Source organism: Pseudomonas sp. PA27(2017) (assembly GCF_001945445.1).
GTDB lineage: Bacteria > Pseudomonadota > Gammaproteobacteria > Pseudomonadales > Pseudomonadaceae > Aquipseudomonas.
This window is the reverse complement of the sequence record NZ_MSXW01000015.1, coordinates 122,559-134,590: the sequence shown is the minus strand read 5'-3', so window position 1 is coordinate 134,590 and position 12,032 is coordinate 122,559. Positions and strand designations below refer to the sequence as shown.

General features: G+C 59.7%; 10 protein-coding genes. 5 read left to right on the top strand and 5 right to left on the bottom strand.

Translation table 11 applies throughout. The annotated features are described in order from the left end of the window. The first annotated feature begins 115 nt into the window (after window positions 1–115). Window positions 116–1,132, top strand: a complete 1,017-nt coding sequence (locus BVH06_RS07965) for a zinc-dependent alcohol dehydrogenase family protein (RefSeq protein WP_075930279.1) — start codon at window positions 116–118, stop codon at window positions 1,130–1,132. A 114-nt stretch (window positions 1,133–1,246) separates the two neighbouring features. Here BVH06_RS07965 and BVH06_RS07960 read toward each other — a convergent pair whose 3' ends face one another. Continuing rightward, on the bottom strand, window positions 1,247–2,272 hold the full coding sequence (locus tag BVH06_RS07960; protein WP_075933713.1) for a LacI family DNA-binding transcriptional regulator: 1,026 nt from the start codon (window positions 2,270–2,272) through the stop codon (window positions 1,247–1,249). 222 nt (window positions 2,273–2,494) lie between these two features. Here BVH06_RS07960 and BVH06_RS07955 point away from each other — a divergent pair, with 222 nt between their 5' ends. After that, the gene (locus tag BVH06_RS07955; RefSeq protein WP_177344612.1) at window positions 2,495–2,989 is read left to right on the top strand and encodes a gluconokinase; all 495 of its coding nucleotides are present in this window, start codon (window positions 2,495–2,497) and stop codon (window positions 2,987–2,989) included. 118 nt (window positions 2,990–3,107) lie between these two features. Further along, entirely contained in the window at window positions 3,108–4,484 is a 1,377-nt protein-coding gene (locus BVH06_RS07950; protein WP_075930276.1) for a GntP family permease, read from the top strand. Window positions 4,485–4,530: 46 nt separating this feature from the next. Here the strand turns inward: BVH06_RS07950 and BVH06_RS07945 are convergent, their stop codons facing one another. Next, the gene (locus tag BVH06_RS07945) at window positions 4,531–5,316 is read right to left on the bottom strand and encodes an alpha/beta hydrolase (RefSeq protein WP_075933712.1); all 786 of its coding nucleotides are present in this window, start codon (window positions 5,314–5,316) and stop codon (window positions 4,531–4,533) included. A gap of 92 nt (window positions 5,317–5,408) precedes the next feature. Between BVH06_RS07945 and BVH06_RS07940 the strand changes: the two genes are divergently transcribed. Then, on the top strand, window positions 5,409–6,851 hold the full coding sequence (locus tag BVH06_RS07940; RefSeq protein ID WP_075933711.1) for an HD domain-containing phosphohydrolase: 1,443 nt from the start codon (window positions 5,409–5,411) through the stop codon (window positions 6,849–6,851). Window positions 6,852–7,306: 455 nt separating this feature from the next. On the opposite strand, the gene BVH06_RS07935 is transcribed toward BVH06_RS07940, so the two are convergent. Genes BVH06_RS07935 through BVH06_RS07925 form a run of 3 tightly spaced genes read right to left on the bottom strand, consistent with a single transcriptional unit; the run spans window position 7,307 to window position 10,296 of the window. Next, complete coding sequence (locus tag BVH06_RS07935; RefSeq protein WP_075930253.1) at window positions 7,307–7,951, bottom strand: RraA family protein; 645 nt, start codon at window positions 7,949–7,951, stop codon at window positions 7,307–7,309. A 27-nt stretch (window positions 7,952–7,978) separates the two neighbouring features. Beyond that, window positions 7,979–8,953, bottom strand: coding sequence for a hydroxyacid dehydrogenase (locus tag BVH06_RS07930; protein ID WP_075933710.1), 975 nt, complete (start codon window positions 8,951–8,953; stop codon window positions 7,979–7,981). Window positions 8,954–8,961: 8 nt separating this feature from the next. Beyond that, window positions 8,962–10,296, bottom strand: coding sequence for an MFS transporter (locus BVH06_RS07925; protein WP_075930251.1), 1,335 nt, complete (start codon window positions 10,294–10,296; stop codon window positions 8,962–8,964). A 135-nt stretch (window positions 10,297–10,431) separates the two neighbouring features. On the opposite strand from BVH06_RS07925, the gene BVH06_RS07920 reads away from it, so the two are divergent. Further along, a complete protein-coding gene (locus BVH06_RS07920; protein ID WP_075933709.1) occupies window positions 10,432–12,012 on the top strand; it encodes an IclR family transcriptional regulator C-terminal domain-containing protein in 1,581 nt (526 codons plus the stop codon). Window positions 12,013–12,032: the final 20 nt, after the last annotated feature.

Genomic DNA, 12,032 nt, shown 5'->3' with positions numbered 1-12,032 from the left:
CCTATATCACTGCCAGGCATGACGACTATTAGTCGTGTCGGGTGGTGTGCACCCAGGTGTGCAGATAAAGTCGAGTCCAGTGAATGACCCAATCCGCGATCAGTTGAGGTTGACGATGTCCCGCATGATCCGTTTCCACAAGTTCGGCGACGCCAGCGTATTGCAGTGCGAAGAAATGCCGACACCCACTCCGAACGCCGGGGAGGTGCTGGTACGTGTCCAGGCGCTTGGCGTCAGCTGGGGCGATGTGCTGTGGCGCCAGAACCTGGCCTCTGAAGAAGCCAAATTACCCTCCGGTGTCGGCTCCGAGCTGGCCGGTATCGTAGAAGCCGTGGGCGAGGGCGTTGACGACCTCCCGGTCGGTACGCCGGTTGCCGCGTTCCCGGCCAACACGCCCAACCGTTATCCGACCTGGGGCGATGTGGTGGTGGTGCCGCGCTATGCGCTGACCCGCTACCCGGACGTGCTCAGCCCGACCGAAGCCAGCATCCATTACACTGGCCTGCTGTTCGCCTATTTCGCGATGGTAGACCTGGCCAAGCTCAAGGCTGGCCAGCACGTGCTGATCACCGAGGCCTGCCATTGCCTGGCGCCACAGTCGGTGCAACTGGCCAAGGCGCTGGGTGCCAAGGTCATCGTGTCGACCAGCGTGCCGGGCAGCCGTGAATTCCTGCGCGAGCTGGGCGCCGACAAGATCATCTTCACCGAAGAACAGGATCTGGTGCTCGAGGTCGAGCGATACACCGAGGGCAAGGGCGCCGAGGTGATTCTCGACCATTGCGCCGGCCAGCAGCTGAAGTTGCTCGGTGACGTGGCCGCTACCCGCGGCAAGCTGATTCTCTACGGCCTCAACGGTGGCAACGACACCGCGTTTCCGGCCTGCGCGGCGTTCAAGAAGCACCTGCAGTTCTTCCGTCACTGCGTGCTGGACTTCACCGGGCACTCGGAGCTGGGCATCGAGCAGGATCACGCCGCCGTACAGCGCGCGCTGGATCACATCAACATGCTCACCGCCGATGGCCTGCTCAAGCCGCGAATCGACCGGACCTTCGCCTTCGAGGAGTTCGCCGACGCGCACCGCCATATGGAAGCCTGCCCCGATCGTGGACGCGTCGCCCTGACGCTGGAATGATCCGCCCCTGAACGAAAGAAGCCCGGCACTGACCGGGCTTCTTTCTGGGGTAACACATCCTTGTGTCGGGTACCGATCATGGCGGCCATCCCTTGCGATTTGATGACCGCGCGCCTAGCTGCTCTCACGCACCCGCAGCTCGAAACCCAGGTCGATGTTAGGCGTTGCAGGGCGGCCATCGAGCATTTTCAGCAGCAGGTTGGCGGCTTCGCGGCCGACCTCGGTGCGCGGCGTATGGATCGACGACAGCCGCGGCACGGTGTGCGCCGAAGCCGGCAGGTCGTTGAAGCCGACCATCGCCACGCGCCCCGGCACCGCCATCTCGCAGCGCTGTGCTTCGAACAGCGCGCCCTGGGCCAGGTCGTCGTTGCAGAAGAAGATGCCGTCGACATCCGGATGACGCTGCATCAAATCGTGAAACAGCTGGCAGCCCAGGCCGATGGACGAGGGCAGGGGATGCAACAGCTCCAGGGCCGGGTCGTAGACGCCGGCGGCCTGCAAGGCGCGGCGAAACCCTTCGCCGCGTTGCATCACCCGCGGGTCCAGCTGGGCCGCCACATAGGCGAGCCGCTTGCGACCTTGCTGCAGCAGATGCCTGGCCGCGGCTTCACCGGCCGCCTGCTGGGAAAAGCCGACGCTGGCGATACCCGGCGCATCGCTCAATTCCATCATGTGCACGCAGGGAATACGGCTGGCGCTGAGCAGGTGCCGGGTGCCCTCGGTGCGGTCGAAACCGGTCAGCAGCATGCCCATCGGCCGATATGGCAGGTAGTTGCGCACCAGCCGTTCTTCCTCGTCCCGGCAGTAGTGGTAATCACCAATCAGCACCTCGATACCGCGTGGCCGCATCACTTCGTGAATGGCATCCAGCGGTTCGATGAACAGCTGGTTGGAGAGCGAGGGAATCAGCACCACGACCGAGGTACTGCGCGCCGATGCCAGGGTTCGTGCCGCCGGGTTTGCCACGTAACCCAATTCATCGGCGGCCTTGCGCACCCGCTCGGCGAGATCGGCGCCCACCGTGGCCACGCCGCGCAGCGCCCGCGAGGCCGTGATGGTCGATACGCCGGCGCGTTCAGCGACCTGTGCCAGGGTCGGCATACCAAGGGTGCGGGAGTTGTTGTGCGTCGGGGATTTCATCGGCAGGGGTTGTCAGCGGCCAGAATTGCTGGTTAAGGTAGCGCTGTCTCGGGGGCTTGGCAATTGAGCGCAATGCGCTTGCCACTTCTGAGCAGCAGGAACCGGCGAATAACAGCTACAACATCTGAAGCCGCTGTCTCGCGTATCGTTTCACTCGCCAAAGATAGCGCTGTCTTCTGCTGGAGTTGCACGATGAGTAAACCGATAACCGCAGTAGTCGTCATGGGCGTATCCGGATGCGGCAAGAGCTGCGTCGGCGAATCGATCGCCAACCATGTCGGTGGTTACCTGATCGAAGGTGACCAATTTCACCCGCCTGCCAACATCGAAAAGATGAGCGCCGGCATTCCCCTCGACGACGATGACCGTGCCGACTGGCTGAGCCGCCTGGGCCGGGAACTGGTCAGCGCGCTCGAGACCCACCCGCATCCCGTGTTGACCTGCTCGTCGCTCAAGCGCAAGTACCGCGACCGACTGCGCGAAGCCGTGCCCGGCCTGGGCTTCGTGTTTCTCGAACTGTCCCGTGAGGAGGCCGCGCAGCGTGTCGGCAATCGCCCGGGGCACTTCATGCCCGCCAGCCTGATCGACAGCCAGTTCGCCACTCTGGAACCGCCTCACGGCGAGCCTTCGACGTTGGTGCTGGATGCCACGCAACCCATCGATACCCTTGGCCGCAAGGCCGCTGACTGGTGGCGGACTTCCAACGACGACCGCTGACCGTAACGACCCCATGCATCTCCCATAACAAAGACAAGTGGAGGCGACATGAATATCAAGCATCAGGCTGCACCGTACTGTTCATCCCATGCTGCAAGCATAGAGGAGGGCGCTCACCATGAATGAGGTGACCACCACCCTTGGCGCGGGACCGCTACTGTCCATCGCCGCCGGCGCCGTCCTGCTGCTATTGCTGATGATCATCCGCTTCCGCCTGCATGCCTTTCTGGCACTGGTGCTGGTGAGCATTTTCACCGCACTGGCAACGCAGATTCCCTTCGACAAGATCGTACCGACGCTACTCGGCGGCTTCGGCACCACGCTCGCGGCGGTGGCCTTGCTGGTCGGCCTCGGCGCGATGATCGGCCGGCTATTGGAGATTACCGGCGGTGCCCAGGTGCTGGCCGACACGCTGATCAACAAGTTCGGGGAGCATCGGGCGCCGTTCGCCCTGGGAGTGGCTTCGCTGTTGTTCGGCTTTCCGATCTTCTTCGATGCCGGCCTGATCGTGATGTTGCCGATCATCTTCAGCGTGGCCAAGCGTTTCGGTGGCTCCACTCTCAAGTACGCCTTGCCAGCCGCCGGTGCCTTCGCCGCCATGCACGCGCTGGTGCCGCCACATCCCGGCCCGGTCGCCGCGGCTGAGCTGCTCGGTGCCAACATTGGTCTGCTGGTCATCGTCGGCACCGTCATCGCGCTGCCAACCTGGTATTTCGGCGGCTATCTGTTCGGGCTGTGGGCCGGCAAGCGCTACGACCTGAAACTGCCGGCCAGCTTTCTGACCGATGTGCCGCGTGACAACAGCGTGACGCCACCGGCGTTCTCGCTGGTGCTGACCATTCTGTTGATGCCGCTGGTGTTGATCTTCCTGGATACCGGCCTCAATACCCTGACCGTCATTGGCGCAGTGGATGGCGGCAGCAGCTGGGTGCAATTCCTGCGCATGCTCGGCAAAACCCCGGTAGCACTGCTGATTACCGTGCTGTTCGCGCTGATCGCCTTCAGCGGCCGACATAGCCGCAAGCACCTGGAAACGGTCTGCGAAGGGGCGCTCGGCCCGATCTGCTCGATCATTCTGGTGACAGGGGCAGGGGGCATGTTCGGTGGCGTACTGCGCACCAGCGGTATCGGTGACGCGCTGGCTGGCACCCTGTCGGACACCGGCATGCCGGTCATCCTCGCTGCCTTCGTGATCTCTGCGGCGCTGCGCGTGGCCCAGGGCTCGGCCACCGTCGCACTGACCACCACAGCCGCCCTGGTGGCACCGATGGTTGCCGCCACGCCCGGGCTCAGCGAGTTCGACCTGTGCTTCATCGTAGTTGCCATCGCCGGTGGCGCTACCGTGCTGTCTCACGTCAACGACTCGGGGTTCTGGCTGGTCAGCCGCTTCCTGGAAATGGACGAGAAGACCACTCTCAAGACCTGGACCGTGATGGAAACCCTGCTCGGTGGCATCGCCTTCACCCTGGCGGTCATTGGTAGCCTGATCCTGTAGCGTGAAAGGCTGATGCCGTCATGGTGATGACGGCATCGGTGCGGGTTTACCTATCTCGATCATCGCCGGCAACCGCATGCACCGCCTCGAGAATCACCTTGGCGACCTCGGCCGGCCGCGACTGCTGCGGCACATGGCTGCTGTTCACTTCGCCCAGCGTTGCGCCGATGCGCTTGGCGGAAGAGCGCTGAACGTCCGGGTGAATCATCCGATCCTGAGTGGCCAGCAGATACCAGGACGGCTTGGTCTTCCAGGCCGCGACACTGGTCTTGTCCTCGAAGGCCGATGCCTTGATCGGCCCTTGGGTCGCGGTCATCACCGCTGTCTGGGCAGCAGGTAGGTCCTGGGCGAAGTCGGTGGCCATGCCTTGGGGCGTCAAGTAGATGAAGCCATTGCCATCGGTCTTCAATTGGCTGATACCGGGAGGCGTCGGCGCACCTTTTCCTTGTTCGCCACTGGTCTGGCCGGCATCCGGCGCAAAGGCCGCAACATACACCAGCGCGCCGACCTTGTTATCGTCACCGACTTCGCTGATCACCGTGCCGCCCCAGGAATGGCCGACCAGCACCACCTTGCCGGTCTGGTTGTTGAGCACTCTTTTGGTGGCCCCGACGTCATCGGCCAGCGAGGTAAGGGGGTTCTGCACCACGGTAACGGTCACGCCTTTCGCCTGCAGCAATGGCACCACCTTGGCCCAGTCGGAGCCATCGGCGAACGCGCCGTGGACGATCACCACCGAGGGCGAAGCATCGGCCGCCTGGCTGGCGGCAACGGTGAAGGTAGTGCCCAGTGCGAGCGCGAGTGCAGCGATTTGCGATCCGAAGGTTTTCATTGGGTAAACTCCTGCGTGGGTGAGGCTCCAATTCTGCTGAGCGCGCCACATGGCCGGTATCGGTCATTTATCCGACCTGGAGACTTTCTGCCGTGAATGACGCTTCGCACCTTGTCGTCTCCACCGGCGCCGCGTTGGCGGCCATTTCCCAGGTAGGTGACCTGAGCATGGGCCAGCCACTGGGCCATTCGATGCGCGTTGCCAGGTTGGCGCGGCAATTGGCGCAAGCGAGCCTGGGCGAGGGCGGTCATCTAGACATCGCCGAGCACGCGGCCTTGCTGCGTTGGTCCGGTTGCACGGCCAACGCCGAGGGTTTCAGCCATCTGCTGGGGGACGACGTAGACGGCCGCCGCGCGATGCTCGATCAAACCCTCGGCGCTGCGCCCATGCGTGCAGTACACGAAGCCGGCTCGCTCGCCGTCGTGCACTGCGAGGTGTCGGAGCAGGTAGCAAGCACGTTGGGGCTTGGCACGGACGTCGAGGCAACGTTGTACCGGATATTCGAAACTTATGACGGTTCCGGCCGACCTGCCGGGCTGAAGCACGGGCAAATTCCCGATGCGGTCTACCACGTGGTACTGGCCGGCGACCTGGAGATTCTCAGCCGCAGTCACGGCCTGAAAGCGGCGCTGGAGTGGATTGGCGGGCAGGGTGACAGGCGCTATCCCGCAGCGCTTGCCCGACTGCTGCAACGCCATGCCAGCGACTGGCTCGATCAATTGCATGGCTACGAACCACCGCAGAGCGCGGCGCAAGCCGAAAGCCAGGTGCCCCTGAGTCTGGTCGGTGACGTGATCGATCTCAAGTTGCCCTGGTTGGCGGGCCATTCTCGGCAGGTCGCGGACATGGCCATCGAGGCGGGACGACTATGGGGCCTACCGGAACACGCGCTGATCGACGTCGGCAAGGCCGCGCTACTACATGGCCTGGGGCGCGCCGCTGTCTCCAACCAGGTCTGGAACAACCCGGCAGCTTTGCCATACGGCGCCCTGGAACGTGTTCACCTGGCGCCGTACTGGACGCAAAAGGCCTGCAAACCCATCGCCGAACTGGCCCGCCCTGGAGAAATCGCCGCCCATGCCTACGAACGCCTGGACGGCAGCGGCTACTTCCGTGGCTCGTCAGCTGATTCGTTGTGCACCGAATACCGTTTGCTTGCAGCTTCGGTTGCCTGGGTCGCATTGCGCAGCACCAGGCCCTGGCGAACGGCCCGCGATATGTCTCAGGCACAACGCGAACTGAGGCAGGACGCCAGCCGCGACATCTTCGACAGCGATATCTGCGAAGCCGTGATTGCAGCCGCCCAAGGCAAACGACGGCTGTCGCAATCCACCAGAAGCGCGCTGCTAACCGCACGTGAATGCGACATTCTCACCGAAATCAGCCGTGGAGCCAGCAACAAGGAAGTGGCGCGCAACCTGTCGATCAGCCCGAGCACCGTGCGCACGCATATGGAGAGCATCTTTCGCAAATTGGAGTGTTCGACGCGGGCGGCAGCCACGTTGAAGGGGTTGACGCTGGGGCTGATTGCTTAGAGGGTTTTGCAGCGGATGATTACGAGAAAATGGCAGGGAGAATGGCTGGCATCGCTCAGCCATAACTTCGCATAATGTATATTATGTTAAATTGCCTACCACGATCTATAGCAGCATCTGAATGCTCATCCTCACTCCCTAACTCATGCTCTCTTCTCACTGCTGTTTCATTAATCGCCGGTTAGCATCGCATGGCACGATCAGACTGGTCGTACCTCAACTGCTCTGCTAACCGCTGGGGCTAAAGATCTCAAAGGTCGCTGGATCATCACTCGCCCGATCAGGCAGAAACTTTGCGGATTCAGCAAAGCATCAAGCGTTCCCCTAACCCTCAATCTTCGGGTTCAGCCTCAATGCTTTCTCGTAACACCCGACAGCCTCGGAAGCTTGGCCAAGTGCCTCGATACGTTATTAGGCAGGCATTCGCACGCCCACTCGAACCGGTTTTGTCGCGATCAACGATTGCCGACGGACGCACGAACGCGCTCACGAAAAGAAACCTCAAAGTCATTTTGCGTCTTGAGCCTTTCCGCCAACGTTGGAAGGATGTGGCGACTGATAACTATGACGCCATCTCGATCACCAAGAATTGCATCGCCTGGATTGCACACGACGTTGCCGCAAGCTACTGGGGCACCAACCTGGCCTGGGCCATATTTCGACGGGCCAGCTGGATTTACAGCGCGAGCGTATGTGGGCAATCCCATCACATCCAGCTCCTCGATGTCTCTGACGGCGCCGTCAATCACCACAGCAGCAACCTTCTTGAGCAGACAAATCTCGCCTAACAGATCGCCGAAGACAGCACGATTGGTTTCACCATTCGCGTTGACGACAAGTACGTCACCCGGCTGTGCATCATCCAAGGCACGGTGAATGGCAAGGTTGTCCCCCTCCCTCGTCAGCAACGGCATAATGGTTCCAAAGAAGGAGGGCTTGCCTGCGACATGATGAATCGCTGAAGCCATCATTCCCATGCGTTGAAGAACGTCACCGATCAGAGCGATTGGATAATGGGAAATCTCCTCGATCAAGCCAAGGTCGGCACGTTCCCAACCCTCACTTACATCGATGCTTTCATCAGAGACATTAATGAACATATTGACCTCAGTGTGAATTCGTAATGCTTAGCTGAATTTCTTGGCTATTGGCTCATTGACCGGGTGCGCAGGCGACTCGCCTTTGAGAACGGCGGAAATGGCATCCACAGCACTCATACCCACCCGCAGAAGAGACTCATTTGTCTGCCCCGCAACGTGGGGCGTCACGATTAAGTTCGGCAACTCGGCAACGGGAAACTTGCTGTGTTTGAACGGCGAGATCATGTCGATGTTCTCGGCATCCAGAACATCGACACCCGCACCTGCAAGCTTTCCACGAGTCAGTGCTTCGGCGAGAGCCGTCTCGTCAACTACCCCTCCTCGGCTGGTGTTGATCAGAATGGCGCCGGTTTTCATCTTCTCGATTTCAACCGCACCTATTAGATTTCGAGTGCCCGGCAGAAGCGGTACGTGAAGGCTGACTACGTCTGAATTCGCCAGTAAGGTATCGAGATCGACGATCCGGCTGTCGTAACCGGAATCGTAAGCCGGGTCGGCCAGCAGCACCTTCATGCCGAACGCTTCCGCCATCGGAGCGACGTATTGGCCGATGCTGCCGAAGCCGACTATCCCCATCGTTCGACCTTCCAGCTCGATGCCGGTGAGCGACAGACGATCTTCAGCCCACACGCCACTGCGCGTCTGATCGGAGGCGAATTGAATCTTTCTGCAAAGCCCAAGAAGAAGCGCGAAGACATGCTCGACCACACTGCGCCGATTCGCACCAGGTGTATTGGTAACCCAAACCCCATACGCCGCTGCGGCCTTGTAGTCCACATTGTCATAACCGGCACCATGGCGTGCCACGATGCGCAACTTCGGAGAGGCTGCGATCATCTCGGCGGTGATATGCCCTCCCCGTAGGAAGACCGCATCGACTTGCTCCTGAATGTCTGCATATGAAACAGCGTTGGCTCCGTAGCCGAGCGTAACGTTTCCAATTTTAGAAAGTTCACGTACCACATCTTCATGAATTGGGCTGGTCACATAAATCAAGGTCATCTTTCAACTCACGAAAATTGGTGGCTGTTGGTATCGTTTTGTACTGGGGCATTCTTGCGAACTGTTGATATAACAATCAGGCCAATAACACCCGCGGTGCAGAGAATGTAGGCAGGCGCCGATTGATCGCCCGTCGCGCCGACCAACCAAGTTGCCAGATACGGGCCAATGCCCCCACCAAGAACTGCGCCCACGCTATGCCCGAACGCCACGCCCGTATGACGGATGTGCGTAGGAAAGAACTCCGGCATTACGGAATAGGTGCCAGCCTGGCAGAGCGCATAGGGGATCATGCCAACCGCAAGTCCTAGGACGGCAAGGTTGATCGAGCCCTGCTGCATCAACATAAAAGACGGGATCGACAGCAAGGCATAAGCGATATAAGACATCCGCAAGATCGACTTGCCGCCCCGAGAGGATCCAAGTTGCCCCGCAAGTGGAATCAGGAACGCTGCCAGAATCACTGCGATCAGAACGATGGTTGAAGCCTGGCTTTTCGAATAACCGAGTATTGAGCTGAAATACGCAGCGATGAAAACGGTGCCGATGTAAGTACCCGTGTTCTGAACCAGCGAGATCAGAATAACTTTGGAGAGTGCACGAGGATATTTACGAATCAGCTCGCTGAAGGGAGCGCTTTGCTTACTGGCAGTTTCCTCTTTCTTGGCTTCGAACTCAGGACTGTCCTCGATACTCAAGCGCATCCAGAGACCGACGATACCAAGGGGCAGTGCCAGCAGGAACGGGATACGCCAGCCCCATTCAAGCATCTGCGGATCAGTGAGATTCGCTGCTGCCAACCCGGCTATTGCAGCGGCCAACCCTTTACCGAATTGCGCAATGGAAGGCAGGAAGGAGATGTACAACGCTCGACGAGATGGCGGAGCCCACTCGCGAATGTAGCTCGCCGCACCACCGATCTCTCCGCCCGCAGAGAAGCCCTGAAGCATTCGTAGTACGACGAGCAGGATTGGTGCCCAGACGCCGATCTGCGCATACCCCGGAAGTAATCCGATAAGGGTAGCGGCTGCGCCCATCAGGGTAATGCACGCGATCAGACTGGTACGCCTACCGACCTTGTCACCCAGCCAGCCGAAGGCCACGGCACCGAGGGGACGTACCAAAAATGCTGATCCGAAGACCAGAAAAGTATTGAGTAACCCGGTTGTCGGGTCATCCGAGGGGAAAAACACCAGGGCTAGAGTGGCAGCCACGTACCCATAAACGCTGAAATCGTAATACTCGACGAAAGTGCCAAATACCGCCGCTCGCGTGGCTTTCTTGGCCTTTCTGGTTTGTTCCACCTGGGCGACCGGTTCCGTCATTGCATTGTTATTGTTCATCGCTACTCCGGGATTGTATGACGCCATTTCAAATAATGGGACAGCGTCCTACTCTTGTTTTTTTCTAGCATCCAGAACCATTCGACGCTTGTCAACATCTGGCGGATTTGCGGTTTCCTGCTGCTAGAGCCCAAAATGAAGGCCCCGATAGACGATCCGAATGCGATGAACGACGCTCAAGCTGCTGTGGCATCCATGACGCCAACGGGCTCTACTTCCAGCCATACCAGGCTCGTCGAGGTATTGGACGCGCTCGTCAAGCGATCAGCGGCTGAGCCCTGGGGGGTTCGCGAGCTCGCTACCGAATTGAACGAAAGCCGAAGTACCGTGAATCGAATTCTGGTATCGCTCGTCGAGCGAGGACTTGCGGTAGAAGTCGGGGCAGGAAAGTACAACGCAGGCCCTAGGATGACGGTCCTCACCAACGCATTGAGCGGTTCGAGCGTATTGCTGCGCGAGGGCAAACGTTCACTCGACTCGCTAGCCGATGCCACTAGAAGCACGGCCCTGATCTCGGTGTACTGCCCAATCAGCCGCGGTTACTTCGTGGCAGCGAGCGGTGAAGCCGCTGCCACGCTCTCGTTCCGGCCTGAGCTGGGGCGTATCTATCCCCTCTCATTCGGTGATATAGGCCGCCATTTCACCGCTTTTTTCGAGCAAGAACCTGTAGGGCTGACACATGCTTGCGCGCCCAGTTTTTTAGGGGAAACAACGAGAACCGAGCGTCAGGATACGGCGGGTTTGCTTTCAGAATCGGAGTTTCCCAGTGCTACATCTATCGCGACCAGACAACTGTCGAATGGGCTTCTGATTGCAGTTTCCACTCATTCGATTAGAGCATCAGAACCGGAGAGAAACGAGAATGCCGCTCCTTGCGTCTCGCAGCCCATCGATGAGATGGACGCGCAGATCGAGATCCTTGAGCCGGGCAGTCTCAAGCCCTTCTCGGCGTTGCCAGACGAAGACACCACATCCACTGCCTATCGCCTTGAAAGGCTCCTACTGCTCACATGCGTCCATCCTGAGGGTTTGAAAAACAACGCCGAACTTCATGAGCAATTGCTCTGCAATGGAGCCACGGCCAAGCGTCTCGTACAGTCGGCTATTCAGGCCGGAGTGGTCGTCGCGCAAGATGGCATCCTTTACCCAGGCGCCAGGCTTTATAAGTGGGCAGCCAAACTGGGTAGCCATCCTTCTGGCTTGGCGGATCTCGCCCGCTCGATTCTGCTTGATCTGGTGCAAGAAACTGGCGAGACGATTGCGTTTCTGTCTTATGACGAATCGAGTCGCAAGGCCCGGTACCTGGATGTAATTCAGGGGTGGCGGCCCATCCAGTACAAGCTCCAAACCCAAATTGACGTTCCTCTTTATGCAGGCGCGTCCGGGAAAGCCGTTTTGGCGTATTGCGCCCCCGGCACGATCGACTCGATCGAGCTGAAGAAGATTACGGAAGCCACCATCACCTCCTATGAAACCCTCAATGCCGACCTCAAAATGATCAGGGAAAGGGGCTGGGCTACTGGCGACGGTGAGCGCGTCATCGGTGCCTTCGGCTGCGCCACTCCCTTCTTCGTCGATGGGAAGATTCGTGGCTCGATCTCCGCTACGATTCCGCAGTACCGCAAAAAGGATCTCGATTTACTCAGGCTCACCGAACTGATGCTCGAAGCCAGCAGGAAAATAGGAAAACTGCTGTCTTTGGGGACGGTGCAATAGGCCATAACGATGGCAGGCCA

Coding starts and splice junctions, on each gene's coding strand:
- BVH06_RS07965 (WP_075930279.1), top strand. CDS start 116: ATGTCCCGCATGATCCGTTTCCACAAGTTCGGCGACGCCAGCGTATTG.
- BVH06_RS07960 (WP_075933713.1), bottom strand. CDS start 2,272: ATGAAATCCCCGACGCACAACAACTCCCGCACCCTTGGTATGCCGACC.
- BVH06_RS07955 (WP_177344612.1), top strand. CDS start 2,495: ATGGGCGTATCCGGATGCGGCAAGAGCTGCGTCGGCGAATCGATCGCC.
- BVH06_RS07950 (WP_075930276.1), top strand. CDS start 3,108: ATGAATGAGGTGACCACCACCCTTGGCGCGGGACCGCTACTGTCCATC.
- BVH06_RS07945 (WP_075933712.1), bottom strand. CDS start 5,316: ATGAAAACCTTCGGATCGCAAATCGCTGCACTCGCGCTCGCACTGGGC.
- BVH06_RS07935 (WP_075930253.1), bottom strand. CDS start 7,951: ATGTTCATTAATGTCTCTGATGAAAGCATCGATGTAAGTGAGGGTTGG.
- BVH06_RS07930 (WP_075933710.1), bottom strand. CDS start 8,953: ATGACCTTGATTTATGTGACCAGCCCAATTCATGAAGATGTGGTACGT.
- BVH06_RS07925 (WP_075930251.1), bottom strand. CDS start 10,296: ATGAACAATAACAATGCAATGACGGAACCGGTCGCCCAGGTGGAACAA.
- BVH06_RS07920 (WP_075933709.1), top strand. CDS start 10,432: ATGAAGGCCCCGATAGACGATCCGAATGCGATGAACGACGCTCAAGCT.